The sequence below is a fragment of the Streptococcus sanguinis genome (assembly GCF_019929145.1).
Taxonomy (GTDB): Bacteria; Bacillota; Bacilli; order Lactobacillales; family Streptococcaceae; genus Streptococcus; species Streptococcus sanguinis_U.
Genome location: NZ_JAHZOW010000001.1, coordinates 857,783 through 874,103 on the forward strand (window position 1 = coordinate 857,783; position 16,321 = coordinate 874,103).

General features: G+C 44.1%; 17 protein-coding genes. All 17 read right to left on the reverse strand.

Features of this window, described 5'->3' with window-relative positions:
• Positions 1 to 3: 3 nt before the first annotated feature.
• The gene (gene pstA / locus K1I94_RS04175) at positions 4 to 888 is read right to left on the reverse strand and encodes a phosphate ABC transporter permease PstA (protein WP_002895770.1); all 885 of its coding nucleotides are present in this window, start codon (positions 886 to 888) and stop codon (positions 4 to 6) included.
• The gene (gene pstC / locus K1I94_RS04180) at positions 878 to 1,795 is read right to left on the reverse strand and encodes a phosphate ABC transporter permease subunit PstC (RefSeq protein WP_002895771.1); all 918 of its coding nucleotides are present in this window, start codon (positions 1,793 to 1,795) and stop codon (positions 878 to 880) included. Before pstC ends, pstA begins: the two co-directional genes overlap by 11 nt.
• Positions 1,792 to 2,673 (reverse strand): phosphate ABC transporter substrate-binding protein PstS family protein, encoded by an 882-nt coding sequence (locus tag K1I94_RS04185; RefSeq protein ID WP_223314511.1) that lies wholly within the window; start codon positions 2,671 to 2,673, stop codon positions 1,792 to 1,794. The genes pstC and K1I94_RS04185 overlap by 4 nt, the downstream gene beginning before the upstream one ends.
• 130 nt (positions 2,674 to 2,803) lie before the next feature.
• A complete protein-coding gene (locus K1I94_RS04190; RefSeq protein ID WP_223314512.1) occupies positions 2,804 to 4,108 on the reverse strand; it encodes an RsmF rRNA methyltransferase first C-terminal domain-containing protein in 1,305 nt (434 codons plus the stop codon).
• Positions 4,109 to 4,879 carry an inositol monophosphatase family protein gene (locus K1I94_RS04195; protein WP_223311279.1) on the reverse strand — a complete coding sequence of 257 codons (771 nt, stop codon included), beginning with the start codon at positions 4,877 to 4,879 and terminating at the stop codon, positions 4,109 to 4,111.
• Complete coding sequence (locus tag K1I94_RS04200; RefSeq protein ID WP_223314513.1) at positions 4,869 to 5,147, reverse strand: UPF0223 family protein; 279 nt, start codon at positions 5,145 to 5,147, stop codon at positions 4,869 to 4,871. Before K1I94_RS04200 ends, K1I94_RS04195 begins: the two co-directional genes overlap by 11 nt.
• A 2-nt stretch (positions 5,148 to 5,149) precedes the next feature.
• On the reverse strand, positions 5,150 to 5,551 hold the full coding sequence (locus K1I94_RS04205) for a Spx/MgsR family RNA polymerase-binding regulatory protein (protein ID WP_002906786.1): 402 nt from the start codon (positions 5,549 to 5,551) through the stop codon (positions 5,150 to 5,152).
• Positions 5,552 to 5,662: 111 nt separating this feature from the next.
• Entirely contained in the window at positions 5,663 to 6,592 is a 930-nt protein-coding gene (locus tag K1I94_RS04210; RefSeq protein ID WP_317627923.1) for a bifunctional riboflavin kinase/FAD synthetase, read from the reverse strand.
• Between the two features lie 248 nt (positions 6,593 to 6,840).
• Positions 6,841 to 7,719 carry a tRNA pseudouridine(55) synthase TruB gene (gene truB / locus K1I94_RS04215; protein WP_223314515.1) on the reverse strand — a complete coding sequence of 293 codons (879 nt, stop codon included), beginning with the start codon at positions 7,717 to 7,719 and terminating at the stop codon, positions 6,841 to 6,843.
• A 3-nt stretch (positions 7,720 to 7,722) separates the two neighbouring features.
• The gene (locus tag K1I94_RS04220; RefSeq protein WP_223314516.1) at positions 7,723 to 8,526 is read right to left on the reverse strand and encodes an alpha/beta fold hydrolase; all 804 of its coding nucleotides are present in this window, start codon (positions 8,524 to 8,526) and stop codon (positions 7,723 to 7,725) included.
• Between the two features lie 30 nt (positions 8,527 to 8,556).
• Positions 8,557 to 9,000, reverse strand: coding sequence for a GNAT family N-acetyltransferase (locus K1I94_RS04225; RefSeq protein WP_223314517.1), 444 nt, complete (start codon positions 8,998 to 9,000; stop codon positions 8,557 to 8,559).
• 9 nt (positions 9,001 to 9,009) lie between these two features.
• Entirely contained in the window at positions 9,010 to 10,281 is a 1,272-nt protein-coding gene (locus K1I94_RS04230) for a DUF2130 domain-containing protein (protein WP_223314518.1), read from the reverse strand.
• A 199-nt stretch (positions 10,282 to 10,480) separates the two neighbouring features.
• The gene (locus tag K1I94_RS04235; protein ID WP_223314519.1) at positions 10,481 to 11,455 is read right to left on the reverse strand and encodes a hypothetical protein; all 975 of its coding nucleotides are present in this window, start codon (positions 11,453 to 11,455) and stop codon (positions 10,481 to 10,483) included.
• 98 nt (positions 11,456 to 11,553) lie between these two features.
• Positions 11,554 to 13,299, reverse strand: a complete 1,746-nt coding sequence (locus K1I94_RS04240) for an ABC transporter ATP-binding protein (protein WP_223314520.1) — start codon at positions 13,297 to 13,299, stop codon at positions 11,554 to 11,556.
• Positions 13,292 to 15,058 carry an ABC transporter ATP-binding protein gene (locus tag K1I94_RS04245; RefSeq protein WP_223314521.1) on the reverse strand — a complete coding sequence of 589 codons (1,767 nt, stop codon included), beginning with the start codon at positions 15,056 to 15,058 and terminating at the stop codon, positions 13,292 to 13,294. The genes K1I94_RS04240 and K1I94_RS04245 overlap by 8 nt, the downstream gene beginning before the upstream one ends.
• Positions 15,059 to 15,076: 18 nt before the next feature.
• The gene (locus K1I94_RS04250) at positions 15,077 to 15,688 is read right to left on the reverse strand and encodes a TetR/AcrR family transcriptional regulator (RefSeq protein ID WP_223314522.1); all 612 of its coding nucleotides are present in this window, start codon (positions 15,686 to 15,688) and stop codon (positions 15,077 to 15,079) included.
• A 174-nt stretch (positions 15,689 to 15,862) separates the two neighbouring features.
• A complete protein-coding gene (locus K1I94_RS04255; protein WP_223314523.1) occupies positions 15,863 to 16,279 on the reverse strand; it encodes a GNAT family N-acetyltransferase in 417 nt (138 codons plus the stop codon).
• Positions 16,280 to 16,321: the final 42 nt, after the last annotated feature.

Sequence of the window (16,321 nt, forward strand, 5' to 3'; positions counted from 1 at the left end):
CCTTTAAGCAGAGGTTAATTTCTTATGCAGATAGCTGCCCAGTTTGCGGGCTCCCAGATTGAAAATCAAAATGAAGATCAGAAGAACTGCTGCTGAACCAGCAGAAACAGCTGTTCCATCAGGAATTGTTCCCTCACTATTGACCTTCCAGATATGGACGGCCAAGGTCTCAGCCTGACGGAAGATAGAGATAGGGCTGGTAACGCTGAAAATATTCCAGTTGGACCAGTCAAGAGCCGGAGCTGACTGACCTGCTGTATAAATCAAGGCTGCTGCCTCACCAAAGATACGACCGGAAGCTAGTACAATCCCTGTCACAATACTAGGCAAAGCTTCCGGGATGACCACATGCAGGACCGTTTCCCATCGGGAAATTCCCAAGGCCAAACCAGCTTCACGCTGGGTATGATGGACATGGCGCAGACTGTCTTCGACGTTCCGCGTCATCTGAGGCAGATTAAAGACTGTCAGAGCCAAGGCACCAGAAATGATTGAGAAGCCATACTCAAACTGGACAACAAAGATCAAATAACCAAAGAGCCCAACTACTACCGAAGGCAGTGAAGACAGAATTTCAATACAGGTACGGACAAAGTTGGTCACTGGACCTTTCTTAGCATACTCTGACAGATAAACCCCAGCCCCCATAGAAAGAGGCACAGAGATAATCAAAGTAATCACCAGCAGGAAGAAGGAATTGTATAGCTGAATCCCAATACCACCGCCAGCTTGGTAAGAAGAGGATTTCCCTGTCAAGAAAGACCAGGAAACATGCGGCAATCCTCTAACTAAGATATAGAGGATGAGAGAGGCAAGGATGGCAACAATGATACTCGCTATTGTGTAGAGAACACCAGTCGCCAATTTATCTAATTTCTTAGCGTGCATAGTTTTTCTTACCTCTTTCTTTTGTAATTAGTTTAATCACACTGTTAAAGGCTAAGCTCATCATCAAGAGCACCAGAGCCAGAGACCAGAGAACGTTATTGTCCACCGTTCCCATAACGGTATTTCCGATTCCCATGGTCAAGACAGAGGTCAGTGTGGCTGCTGGTGTTGTCAAAGAGGTTGGAATCACCGCAGAGTTACCAACAACCATCTGGATAGCTAGGGCTTCACCGAAAGCACGCGCCATTCCAAAGACCACCGCTGTAAAAATACCTGAGCGAGCAGCCTTGAGTGTTACCCGCCAAATAGTCTGCCAGCGCGTTGCGCCCATAGCCAGACTTGCTTCACGGTAGTGACGCGGCACAGCACGCAGACTGTCCGTCGTCATAAAGGTTACTGTCGGCAAAATCATAACAAAGAGCACAAAAATACCAGACAAAATCCCAAAACCAGTACCGCCAAAGACTGTACGGACAAAAGGCACCACGATTTGCAGACCGATAAATCCATAAACAACAGACGGAATACCAACTAAAAGTTCAATAGCCGGTTGCAGTATCTTTGCTCCTTTTGGAGAAACTTCTGTCATAAAGACAGCTGCACCAATCGCAAAGGGAGTTGCTATCAGAGCAGACAGAATGGTAACGATAAAGGAGCCTAAAATCATTGGCAGGGCACCGAATTCCTTACCAGAAGGATTCCAGACACCACCAAAAAGAAAATCAAAAACATTAACGCCGTTGACAAAGAAAGTAGATAGACCTTTCTGAGCAACGAAGATTAGAATCATAGCCACAATCACCACAATCAGTGACAAACAGGCAAAAGTCAGATAGCGGCCAAACTTCTCCAAGCGAGAATTCTTAGAAGGCGATAACAACTTTTTGGTTAATTCCTCATTTTTCATTTTGAATCTCCTTCTATTGCTGTGACATTCCCATCAGCGTCCTTGCTGACTTTCATATCGTTGATTGAGATATAGCCCATGCTGGTAACAACGCCTTTTTGAACATCATCTGACAGCATATAGTCCAAAAACTCAGCAGCCAGACCAGTCGGCTTGCCCAGTGTATACATATGCTCATAAGACCAGAGCGACCAGTTATTGGTAGCAACATTTTCTGCTGTTGGTTCGTAGTTATTGAGTTTCAAGGTTTTAACAGACTCGTCAACATAGGCAAAGGCCAGGTAAGAAATCGCACCAGGAGTTTGCGAAACGATATTTTTGACCATACCGTTGGAATCCTGCTCCTGACTCTGCAAAGCTGATTTCCCATCCATGATAACACTGTCAAAGGTTGCTCGGGAACCAGAGCTAGCCGCACGATTGATAATTGAAATCTCCAAGTCTTTACCGCCCAGCTCTTTCCAGTTGGTGATTTCACCAGTGAAAATTTTCTGCAGCTGCTCGGACGTCAGGTTATCCACGTCAACTTCTTTATTGACAATCACAGCAATCCCAGCCACGGCGACCTTATGATCTACCAAATCAGACGCTTTGATCCCTTCCTTCTCTTCAGCGAAAACATCAGAGTTCCCGATTTCAACAGCTCCTGACTGCACTTGAGATAGACCTGTACCAGATCCCCCCCCTTGTACATTGACTGTTTTACCGATGTTGTTAGAGCCAAAGTCATCAGCTGCCGCTTCAACTAAAGGCTGCAAAGCAGTTGACCCTACTGCTGTCATAGATTCACCACGGTCAATCCATGATGAACAAGCTGATAAGGTGAGTCCTAAGCCCAGAGCTGTCAGCGCTAAAGCAAATTTTTTCAATTTGTTCAAAAGATTTCTCCTTTAATAAAATCAAGAGGATGGGAAGTATCTTTAGTATTTCTTACTTAGCAGAAAGAAGCTTTTTTCAATACATTCACATCTTCAACTATATCATATAATACCAGCTTTTCCTAATATTTTATCTAAATCTCAGGCCTTTTGGAAAATAATTTTTCAGGGTTTTTCCAGTGACTTTTGCAAAGCCCAGGCCGTTCCCGCCAAGGACTAGTTGGTACCAGCCGTTTGGCTGCGCTTCTGCCAGTTCAATCGTCTCGCCAGCCGCATATTTCTTGAAGTCCTGATTACTGATTTCAACTCGATTCAGAACTTCGCTGGGCTTCATAGCCAAGCCTAGGGCAAAGCTAGGCTCAAAGCGATTCTTCTTAAACGTTCCTAGATGCAAACCGTTACGGGCAATCTTTAGCTTGGACAGGTCTGGCAGGCCAGGAGGCAACAAATAAAGATTGTCCCCAAAGGTCTGCAGTTCTCCAGTCAAGATTGTTTTTAGATGCTTGCTCTCAAAATCCTGCCAGAGTTTTCTTTGCTCGCTCGTCAAACGATTCTTACCTGATTTAATTTTCTTGCAGCTATTCTCACCAGTAAAGCGAAAATGGGCTGCAAACTGACCTTCACCTTTGAAGCGATGCGGATACATCCGAGCTGTCTCAGGAAAGCCAATCCCTTCAGCCATCCCGTTTATCTTAGGAATATCAATCAATTCAAGTGGAAATTCTTCCAGCAACCAAGCAACGATGTCTTCATTTTCCTCAGGAGCCCAAGTACAGGTCGAATAAACCAGACGACCATCCTTAGCAAGCATGCTCATAGCAGCTGTTAAAATCTCTCGCTGGAGCTGGGCGCATTGGGCTGGATAATCCGGAGTCCAATACTGAGTAGCATCCGGCTGCTTGCGAAACATACCCTCGCCCGAACAAGGGGCATCTAAAACAATCAGATCAAAATAGCCCTCGAAAACCTGAGCCAGACTGTCAGCTGATTCATTGGTAACCACCACATTTCTGGCACCAAAGCGCTCAATGTTCTCCACTAAGATTTTAGAGCGTTTACTATTGATTTCATTGGAAACCAGTAAGCCAGTATTATCTAAAAAAGATAAAAGATGGGTGGACTTGCCACCTGGTGCTGCCGCCAAATCTAGGACCTTCATACCCTTAGATGGTGCTGCTATCTGAGCCACCATCTGAGCTGCTGGCTCCTGCGAATAAACCAGACCAGTCACATGCTCAGCTGACTTGCCAGACACCTTGCCATAAAAGCCCCAGTCTGTCTGAGGAATGGCATCTGAGAAATTCTGCTGGCCTTCTTTCAGAGGATTGCTGCGAAAGGCCGAAATCGGCTCCTCGTCAAAGGTTGCAAAAAAATCCGTCGCTTCTGCGCCTAAAATCTGCTCATATTTTTCTTTAAAACCTTTAGGAAAGTCCATCTACTGCTTCCCCTTTTCTAAATAAGGCTTCAGAGCCAATATTTTGCACTTAGGCGCCATCATGACAGGCTGCCGAGTCTGGAAATTTAGCTGACTGCCATCCAAGGTCTGGACGATAAAGCCTAGCTTCTCCGCCATAATCGAAGCCGCTGCATAATCCCAAGGCCAGTTGTAGGAAAAATAAGCCAAGAGGCCACCAGACAGTACCTTGCTAAAGCTAATCCCAGCACTGCCATAAATCCGAACCCCTAAACACTCTCGGGCCAAGTCTGCCAAGCCCCAATCATTGGCTTGCAGCATACCGGCATTGGAAGCCATGAGAAAATCTTGAAAAGGCCGGTCCTCAAAAGCAGGAAGTTTCCAGTCGTTACAATAGACATCAAAGTCTCCGCCACCATGATAGAGCAGGTCTCTGGTCACATCATAGATCAGCCCAAAACGACCAATACCCTCTTCAAAATAGGCAATCATAACGGCAAAATCAGCTTTCTGAGTGATAAAGTTGGTGGTCCCGTCTATCGGATCAATCACCCAGACATTGCCATCAGTAATATTATGTCGGAGTCCATTTTCCTCCGCTAAAATAGCATCCTGCGGATAGCGGGCTAGAATCTTAGCCACCAAATCATCCTGAACCTTCCGGTCCATCTGGGTGACCAAGTCAGTGGCACTGGTCTTTTGACTCACATCCAAATCATCATAGAGATGTTCTCTCAAAAAAGCACCAGCTTGGTAGATGATTTCTTTAGCAAAATGAAATTTATTTTCCAAGAGAAATGCTTCCTTTACCTTTACTTTTTGCCTCTTGAACAGCACGATAAAGCGAATAACCGCTGACATTTTCAAACTCACGGCCGATTCGCTTCTCTTGGCCCTTGCTAGGAACAACTTGCTTGAAAGCCGCATAGGACTTCAAGAGCTTTTCCGCTTGGACTTTCTGCTCATAAGATGCTTCTACATCATTAAAAAAAGAGAGCACCGAAGCAAGCTCTTCAGTGCTCCACGATAAATCTAGTGGGTAACTATAATTTTTGTTCATCTTTACTGAATATCTGCCCGCATGGTTGCGGATCTTAACTCTTCCTTACGATAACTACGAGGCAGGAAAGCACGAATTTCATCCTCGTTAAAGCCGATTTGCATCCGTTTGCCGTCTAAAATAATTGGGCGTCGCAAAAGACTGGGATTTTCCTCAATCAACTGAATCAAAGTTGAAATGGACAAATCCTCCACATCCAAATCTAATTTCTGAAAAATTTTTGAGCGAGTTGAAATAATGTCGTCTGTACCGTTCTCTGTCAGAGAAAGAATGTGTTGCAATTCGGGAGCTGACAGAGGGCTCGTCATGATATTATGTTCCTGAAAGGGCACTTCATGATTTAGCAGCCAAGCACGCGCCTTACGGCAAGAAGTACAACTCGGCGATAAAAATAATGTAATCATGCGTTTCTCTTCTAATTCTGTATAATAACTACCTCTATTATACTAAATTTTATTTGGCTTGACTATATTTTTTTGAAAATTACTGCCGAATGTCATGAAAATATAAATTTTTCAACTATTTCGATAACCAGTCCAACTTCTAGCGATCCGTTCATCGCTCTGCAGCTGAGCAACCAAACTGTCAATACCTTCAAACTTAACCATCTCGCGAATCTTATCCAGCCAGTAAATCCGAATGGTATCGCCATAGATATCCTGAGAAAAATCAAAGATATTGACCTCAAAACGGAGTTCATCACCGTCAAAAGTTACATTTTTCCCAACACTAGCCATACCACGATAGCGCTGACCATTGTGCTCAACATCCGCGACATAAACGCCATCTCCTGGAAGCAGGACTCGATCCAAGGGAGCTAGATTGGCTGTTGGATAACCAATCGTCCTTCCTCTGGCATTTCCATGAACCACAATACCGCGAGTAGACAGAGGATAGCCCAGCAGCTCTTGTGTTTTCAGCATATCTCCGACAGCAATCGTCTCCCGAATCCGAGTGGAAGAAATTTTCCAATTATCCAGATTAACCGAAGGAACGATAACAATCTTACCATTAAAATAATCTCTCAGCTCATGTGACTCTTTGCGGTCTGAGCCAAAATGATAGTCAAAGCCAGCTACCACAGCCTTGGCACGCAAACGAGATACATATTTCTCAAAAAAGTCCCGGGCTGTATTGCCCGCAAAATGGCTAGTAAAATCAATCAGGTAAAGATAGTCAACACCCAGACTTTCCAGCTGCGCCATCCGGTCTTCAGGACTAGCCAGATGCAGCATGAGTTCAGGCTGATAGCGGACAAAGGCCAGTTTAGGAGACTCTGGGAAGGTCATCACGGCAATCTTGAGACCTTGCTCATCAGCAATCTCTCTCGCTTTCTCAAAGAGTGCCTGATGGCCCTTATGCAGCCCATCGAAATAGCCTAGAACAAGGACCGTATCTTCTGTCTGATCAATCCCTTTTTCATCTATAATTCTCTTGGTTATCATCATTCCTCTATTTTACTACGCATTTGCTATTTTTACAATATCCGTTCCGCGCGAAACTGCAAAACATTCAAAAAAATTTTACTACTCTAGTCAGGACGTTTGTCAAAATCAGAAAAAATGCAAAACAAAAGGACAGCAGTTGTGCAGTTGCTGTCCTTTTGTGAGGTTTAATGAAATAATTATAACATGCAAGCGCACATTTCATATTACAAAAGAGTAACAATCTTTTGACAATTCTACTGCGGATATTAAAGGAAGACTTTGCGGGGCTTGTAGGCTGCTTCCCGCTTTTCCAAAATGGCTACTAACTTCTCCTTATAAAAGCCAGCTAGATCCGCTTCTTCTGACATCAAGCTGATAAAACGACCGTTTCTCACATCCTCAACCTGCTCGTCTGAGAGCTCAACCGTCACTAAATCTCCGATTCCTAATTCGAGTGGTTGGAGGAAGGAAAAATCATCTACTGCTACTCGCTCTGCTATTTCATCCAGAGTCAAGGCATCATCTAAGCTCATACCTGCCGAGGAAGTCCGTGTCAGCTGGGACATGTGACTGGCAAAGCCAAGCTTGGTTCCCAAATCAACAGACAGGGTTCGGACATAGGTCCCCTTGCTGCACTTGACTCGAAAACGAAAGCGGGCTTGCTCATCTTCATAGGAAATCGGACTGGTGCGCTCGAAACTATAGATGGTCACCTGCCGCTCTGGCCGCTCCACTTCTTGACCCGCTCTTGCATACTCATAAAGCTTGCGGCCATTGACCTTTACTGCAGAGTACATGGGCGGAATCTGGCGAATCTCACCAGTCATGGACTCCATCGCTTCATCAATGAGAGCTTCTTCTAAAAGCTCTGTCACCGGTGTCCGCTCTAGGAGGTCTCCACTGGCATCCTCTGTCGTTGTTGAGCAGCCCAGGGTAATCTCTCCCTCGTAGATCTTGCCTTCCTCCTGCATAAACTCGACCAAGCGCGTCGCCTTGCCCACAGCAATCGGAAGCACCCCGACCACATCTGGATCCAAGGTTCCCCCATGACCAATTTTCTTGGTTTTTAAAATCTTTCGCAGCTTAAATACTGCATCATGCGAGGTCATGCCCGCTTCTTTTCTTAGGTTGATAATTCCGTTCATTGGTTAACTTTCTAAAAATACTAAAACTCTCTTTTGGAAATCCTTATGCCCTTCATAGAGTGCGTGGCCACAATCTGGCAAAATAGTGAGCTGGCTATCTTTGATATGTTGATGCAATTCGAGCGAAGCTTCTACACCTAGAACATCATCTTCTTTTGCTCCGATGACTAGCGTAGGACAGTTGATCTTTTCCAGAACTGCCAGACTATCATGTCTTAAGCAAGATATGGCCTGAATAGCAATCCGCTGTTTATCTTTAATACGACCAAAGATTCCCATTATTTGATAAAGGTATTTAAACTTTCCAAAGGATTTAGATGTATAAGAGTGACTTGCAATATCCAACATTAGTTCCTTATAGGATCCAGTCTGACTCAACTCAAGCCAGCGAGTAATCCGCTCCCTACCAAGATTATTCAATTTCGCAGTTGTAACTGTCAAAATCAATTTTTCAACTCTTTCCGGGAAATCTGCTGCCAACCACTGAGCAATCATACCGCCTTGAGAAATTCCTAGGACAGCTAACCTTTTCAGACCTAAAACCTTCATAGCTTCAGCTATATCAGTCGCCATATCTCGTGTTGAATAATTTTCTGGCAACTCATTGATTCTGCTAAAAACATACACTTGATATGCTGTTGCGAATTCCCTATAAGCTAGGGCAAGCATTTGCACCATTCCCTTGACAGTCGCCAAACCATCCCCTAGACCTGGAATGATGAGCAGAGGTTTCTTACCTTTTCCAAAGGTCACATAGTCCATGCTCTTATTGTTAAAATATAAGGTTTTCCCTTTTGTTGAAGACATTACTTCGTTTCCCTTACTATTTTATCATGTTTATCCATGTTGACTTTTTAAATGCAGGGCAAAGCCGGCAGTCACTTTTTCAAATCCAACCGCCTGATAAAACTGATGTGCAGCATTTCGTTCAGCAGTTAATCCACTATTTAGAGTCAGTGCCTTAACTCCCTCATTTACCGCTTGTTTTTTCAATTCATCGATTAGCCTACTAGCAATTCCTTGTCGCCTTACCTCTTTTGCAACTGACAAAGCTAAAATACGATAGTAAGATCCATCTGCTTCAAAAAAGAAGAGCTTTGCATAACCTAAGAAACCTAAAATTTCTCCGTTTCTTTCAACTAAAAGACAGCCATAATGCGGCTGAGAAAGAATCGTTTCTAAACGTCGAGCCAGCTTAGAAGCGGTCGTTGGATAGCCCAAGTCTTCGTATAAAGACAGTAAGGCTTCAGCATCTTTCATGGTTGCTTTTCGTATCTGCATAGGATCCTCCTAGTCTCCCTTCAAAGCTTCAAACTTAGCTTTCATGGTAGGATTTTTGCGTGTCAGTTTTTTGACAGAGACGTCGTCCAGTTTGTTATTTGCTAAGCGCAGCTGGTTTTCAGAGGTCGTCAGGAATTTCTTAATTTCTTCCATCCGGCGGATGGCCTTATCAATCTCTTCGATTGCCTTGCCAAAGTTAGTCGAAGCAGACTGATAGTTCTTGGCAAAAGCTACTTTAAAGGCATCCAAATCTTCCTCAAAATGCGTAATATCAATATTCTGCTCCCGCACCAAGGCCAGTTCCTGCTTGTACTGGAGCGAGTTAAGCGCAGCATTGCGCAAGAGGGTAATCATGGGCAAGAAAAACTGAGGCCGGATAACATACGTCTTCTCATAGGCATAGGATACATCGACAATACCCGAATTGTAGAGCTCGCTATCAGCCTCAAGAAGTGTCACCAGAATGGCATACTCACAGCCTTTCTCCCTCCGGTCCTTATCCAGCTCTTTGAAGAAATGCTCGTTTTTCTTCTTAGTCGCTGTCTCATCGCCTTCATTTTTCATCTCAAACATGATGGAGAGAATTTCCACGCCATTTTCATCCACCTCACGGTAAATGTAGTCACCCTTGCTGCCGGTTCTGGCATCATTGTCTTTGCCAAACTCCGCTCGTGGAAACATCCCCATACGGTTCTTGTTAAACTCGTACTCACAGTGCTGTTCCAAACTCTCGCCAATCATCTTAGTAGACTGCTTGGCTTTAAAATCCTTGTAGAACTCTATGGTCTCATCTTTCTGCCGCAGCTCTACCTCATAGCGCTCTTTGAGCGAGGTCTGAGCCAGCGCCGCTTCCTTTTCTTGCAAGACTAGCTGGTTCTTAACCTCGTCTCGCTCTTTTTCCAGCGCAGATAAGGTCTTTTGCAGTTGATTTTCATGCTCCAAGCGCAGAGTAGTCAACTGACTTTCCAATTGCTGAACTTCCTTTTCCTTCTCCTGCAATTGAAGACTGGCTGCCTGCTCCGCCTCTTTCTTAGCCAACTCCTGCTGAGTCTCAAACTGAGCAATCTGACTTTGAAGATTGCTAATTTCCTGCTCTTTCTGCGATAGCAGAGCTTGTTGGGCATTCTGGGATTTTTGCTCTGCTAAAGCCAGTTCCTGCTCAATCCGAGCATGAATCTCCTTGTCAAACTCTGCTGTCCGAACCTGCGACAAAAGCTCACTGTACTGGCTCTCATTAACAGTAAAAACCTCCCCGCAGTTGGGGCATTTGATTTCATTCATGGCGTACCTCTTCATCTAAAATTAAAAACCTTTATTCCTAGTCTTTTCCAAGCTGATAGATTATATCGCTATCATTTATTCTTTGTTGTTATTTTTTTCAACATTCTCCCAAATTCACTAATCTACTTCTCACGACTATCAACTATTATACCATTCTTTTCTCAGATGAAAAACAGCAAGCCAATGGCTTGCTCGATTTTCACGGAATTAAAATGCTATGTCCATGATCCTCTGGGAGGTAATAAGATATGTCCCCTGCACTGCTTCCTAGTCTACTCTTACTAAAAATGGAATATAGCTTTGAATCATTCTCAGAATCAATGACAAAACGCCCATTGTCAAAACTTATAGATGCGGACGCTGAAGAATCTTGAAAAATAGATTGTTCACTCTGAGAACGAACCACTCCTTTTATGGTTGCAACTTCTTCAGGATATTTTTCAAAGGATATATCGAAACTAAGTTCTCTTGAAGAAGATGGAAAATAGGCTTGATGTTCACTCAGACGAATATTTTGAATCTTTCCCAATGATTGTTCGAGTTCTGGAAGTTCCCTATACAGTTCTGATTGAATCGCTGATTTGAAATTTTCCTGATGTACTTGCAGCCATTCATTAAAGAAACGAGTCGCTCTTTCTTTTTGAACTCGATACACGATATTCTCTCCTGAATCTACAAGAGCATTCGAAAAATTATACAAGGCTTCCTTTGCCTCATCCTGCTCTCGCTTCCAATCCCAAGAAGAGTCTTCCGATATTTCAATCTCGCCCATATACCAAGTACTCATATCCTGACTTTTGTCTTTATAAGGGTTAGGATGGATAAAAGTAAAGGGTGCAATGCCAGCATCTGGAAAAGACAATTCAGTTCTTAATGATTGTTCTTTATTATCATTGACATAGGCTGAAAAATAGATATGATAATTCCCACTCACGTCACCGCCATTGTCATACTCTCCGCTAGCAGAACCTGGCAAAAGTGTCACAGATTTTATGCGTTTTTTTTCGAAATCCAAGTTTTCGATAATTTCTTTTTTGATAGAATCTTGATGTTCAAGAATAAACTTACCATCGTTACTATATTGAGGATTAGTCAAAAATGGTAGATTTATAATAAGAATCGGAAGGGCAATAACAATGAAAAGAATAATAATCCACTTTTTCGATTTAAACATAGGACCCCCTCTTATTTTGATTAACAAAGATAGTTTTATTATACCATTCTTTTCTCAGATGAAAAACAGCAAGCCAAATAGCTTGCTGTTTCAGGTTATCACTCCTCCATCTCAATCCGCCAGCTGGCGGCTGTTTTTCTTTCTTGGATAAATTTACTGTAAATACCTTGTTTGGCTAGTAAGTCTTGATGTTTTCCTTGCTCGACAATGCGGCCTTGATCCATCACCAAAATCTGATCTGCATGCTCAACTGTCTTGAGTCGGTGGGCAATCATGATAATGGTCTTATCGCGAGTCAGAGCCTGAATAGCCTGCATGAGGGCTTCTTCGTTTTCTGGATCAACATTGGCTGTTGCTTCATCAAGAATGATAATAGGCGCATCCTTGATAATAGCCCGAGCGATGGAAATGCGCTGTCGCTCACCTCCAGAAAGACTGGCACCCCCTTCACCAATCTTAGTGTCATAGCCATCAGGCAGCGAGAGGATAAAGTCATGACAGGCCGCTTTCTTAGCAGCCTCTATCACTTCTTCCTGACTGGCCTCCGGCTTGCCAAAACGAATGTTATTGGCAATGGTATCCTCAAAGAGATAGACGTTTTGAAAGACAAAGCTGAAATTACGAATCAGGCTGTCATAGCTGTAATCTCTAACATTATGCCCGTCCAGACTGATACTTCCTTGGTCAACATCCCAGAAGCGGGCGATGAGATTGCAGAGCGTTGTTTTGCCTGAGCCAGAAGGTCCGACCAGGGCAGTTGTCGTTTTTTCTGGAATGGTGAGGGAAACCCGGTCAATAATTTTCTTATTCCCATAAGAGAAGCTAACAGCTCTCAGCTCAATCCGGCTACTCTTAGGCTCAATATCCTGACCACTGATGTCCATCGGCTGGATAGCTAAGACTTGATTGACCATATCAACCGACAAATCAACAATGCGCAGGAGAGAAGAGAAAGAGCCAACGCCGTCTAGATTTTCATAAATCATAAAGCCACTGACAATCATCATAATGGTTACCAGCAGTTCCATACTGCCATTGAGATAAAAGTAGATAGAGAAAAGCCCCATAAAGAGACCGGTCAGCTTGGTCACCATACCCTGGAGGGCGATGTAAGGTGAGGTCACGAGTGTCATTTTGGTATCTAGCTGACTCTTGCCTTCAATAGCCTTGGACAGCTTCTTGGCAGAACGGTTGACCAGATTGTAGTTCTTAACTTCAGCAATCCCTTGGCTGTACTCCAAAACAACGGCTACCAGGTCCATATCCGCCTGATACTTGTCATCAGAAACCTTGCCAACTTGCCAACGCATGAGGGTATTGGGCAGGAGAAAAAGGACAAGACCCACCAAGAGAACCAGTCCAACCCGCCAGTCATAGAGAAAGACCAAGACGGTTATGAGCCCAGTCGTCAGAAAGCCCTGCACAGTCATCATAACCACTCGCGTAGCTACATCAGACAACCCTTCCAGCGTATTAGTCGTAACACTGGTAATCTTACCCAAGCTATTTTGATTAAAGTAACCCATAGGCAGATAGCGCATGTGCTCAGCAATTTCAATCCGCTTCTGAGCACAGGTATGATAGCCCGCTTCCGTCTGAAGCATGGTGATTTTCAGGGTAATCCAGACGTTTAGCACAGTGGATACCAACATGATACCCAGAGCCAGCCAGAAGGTCTGCATAGAGAGATTCTTCTCAATCAGTCCCATAACGACTAGGCCGATTGCTGGAATACGCAGAGCGATGATAAAGGACTTGATGATGCCCAGATAAATGGATTGATAAAATTTCCTACGGTCCTCTGACGTACAGAAATCAAAGAATTTCTTCAGTATATTAAGCATGAGTCAGCCCTCCTTTCATCTCATCACTATCCCTAGTAGCTATATGGGCTTGCCACATGGAAGCATAAAGCGGACTTGCTGTCAGCAACTCTTCATGCCGGCCTCTAGCTTCAATCCGACCGTCATTGACCAAGACTATCTGGTCTGCACTCATAATCGTAGACAGCCTGTGGGCAATGACAATCAAGGTCCGTCCCTCAATCAGACTAGCCAGACTGGACTGAATCCGTGCTTCATTTTCCGGATCCGTATAAGCAGTCGCTTCATCCAAGATAAGAATCGGCGCATCCTTAAGCATAGCACGGGCTATGGCAATCCGCTGACGCTCCCCACCAGATAGATGACCGCCGCCAGAGCCTACTTGAGTTTCAAAGCCGTCTTCTAAGTTCATGATAAAGTCATAACAGCCGCAGCGACGGGCAATTTCGATGACCTCTTCATCAGATGCTGCTGGATTTCCCATCCGGATATTTTCCATAATAGTCTCATCAAAGAGATAGTTATCCTGGGTCACGTAAGCAATCTGCCGACTGTAATAGTCTAGCGGAAGCTGACGAATGTCCAAGCCACCATAGGTAATCTGACCAGAACTGACATCCCAGAAAGAAGCTAGAAGCTTGGCAATTGTAGACTTACCCGAGCCTGATGGCCCAACCAAAGCATTGATGCTGCCAGCCTTAATATCTAGCGAAATGTCGTGCAGTACTTCCTCTTCATCTGTATAGCCAAAGCTGACATCCGTCATGACCAGATCCCTTCCTTTTGGAAGTTCTCGCAGCTCCTGAGGCCTTTCCAAATCAAGCTTTTCCAGAATATCAATGACTTGACCAAAAATAGTGCCGATTTTCCGTAAATCGTCCATGTAACTAGCCACTAAAATCAGAGGAGTCAGAAGACTGAGCGAAAGAATAATCATCAGAATGAAATTACTGGCAGTCAAACTACCTTGCAGATAGAAATAACAGCCAGCCGGCAGCAGAAAGAGCAAACCTGATGGCAGAAAAGCAGTCACAATGCCCATCTCTAGATTGAACTTGCGCATCCACTCAATAAAGCAGTCTGCTCCTTCTCTAGCAGCCGTCACAAACTTATCGTAAGAGAACTTTTCCTTACCAAAAACCTTGATAACCTCAATCCCATTGATGTATTCCACCGCTGTATCATTGAGTTTTTTTGTCTTGACCAGAGTATTTTGATAGTCTGCTTCGCTATTGACAGCCATCCGCACATAGGCCAATACCACAATAGGAATAGTCAGGAGAGACAGCAAGGTCAGCCGCCAATCAATGACCAGCATGGCAATGAGGACAATAATCGGACCAAAAATCCCAGCGGTAAACTCTGGAATCAGGTGAGCCAAGGTCGTTTCAGTTGCATCCACTCGCTCAACGATAATGTTTTTATAACTGCCTGATGACTGACTAAGCACTGTACCTAGAGGCAGCCTAGCCAGCTTGTCTGTCAGGCGGTGCCGCATTTCCGCTAAAATCTTAAAAGTAGCCGTATGCGACAGCATGGTAGAAATACCATGGAATCCCCAGTAGCCAATCCAGGCCAGACCTGCCCACGCTGACTGCTGCAGGTAAAAATCCCAGTTTTTATTGCCAGCCAAGAGCTGATTAATCATTCCACCAATAAAGAAATAAGGCAGAAATCCTGAAATCACAGAGGCAAAGGCAAAGATCAGACTGAGCACAAAATATATCTTATGAAGGGAAACAAAGTCCCAGATCCAAGCAAGGACAGATTTTTTCTTCATAGAATTTCCTTCTTTCTATCAAAAACCTAACAAACCTCCCCAGTCAAACAAGTCCATGATGGAATGGCAAAATTCCAGCGCCTGCTCTTGGGACCAGTCTTGAGCCAAGGGCTCAAATACAGCAGTGTAATAAGCTGTCATGCACGATCGCAGAAACTCGTGTTTGACCAAATGATTGATCTTACCCTCTTTGTAAGCCAGCTCCAAATAGCGATAAGTCTCGTCTGCAGCCAAATGAGGCAGACGCATCCTAAAGTCCGCTTGCGAAGATCCCTGAGATTTAAAGAGCAAGAGCTGCATAATATCCTTATGTTCATAGAGAATCCGCATCAGGGAGTGGAGATCCTCCAAGCGATGGGCCCACATATCAGACAGGTGTCCCTCTTCTAGGAAAGCATAGTCACGTCGCTTCTGCTCTTGTCCATACTGGTCTAAGGCTGTCAGAGTAGGCTCAAGCAGGGCAGTGAAGAGACTGTCCTTACCGTCATAGCGCTTATAAAGAGCCCCAGTCGTCAAGCCAGCAGCGCGACAAATTCTCCGCAGTGAAGCATCCTGATAGCCATAAGCCAAAAACTCACTCCTCGCGCTTTCCAAGATTTTTTCGTTTAACTCATCTGTTTCTTTTTTCATGGTTTTTTAATTTGATAACACTGTTATCACCTTTCTTCTTTTATTATAAATTCTGACAATTTAACTGTCAAGGGAAAACAAAAGAGACCGAGAAATATTTTCATCGGTCTAGTTCTATTCCTTTTTTCTTGTAAACATGACAAAAGGAGCTTGCGAACAAGCTCCTCTAGAATTTTAATTTTTATTAGGTGCATAAATCATGCCAGTACAGTCGAAATCTTCCTGTCGGCGAAAGCCGAGTTCTTGATAAAAAGCTAGATTTTTATCTGACTGCTCCGTTGCCAGCTGGATTTGGTAAACATCTTTAAATCTTCCCAACGTCTGCTGAAGAAGGCTCCGGCCAATCCCCTGGCGCTGGTAGTTTGGGTACACCAGCAAATCCTGAATAAAGACAATGGTAAGCCCATCTCCGACCACTCGGATCAAACCAACCAACTTGTCTTCGTCATAGGCCGCCATCACAAACAAGGACTGATGGAAGGCTTGCTCTAACCGCCGAGGATGATTGGTGTAATTGCTCCAACCAACCGAAGCATAGAGATCTAGCACTGCTGCAAAATCCAGCTGCGGATTTGTTTTATAATGAATCATAGTCCTCTCCTTGTTTTTTATCTGTTGGTTTGCATAAACCTT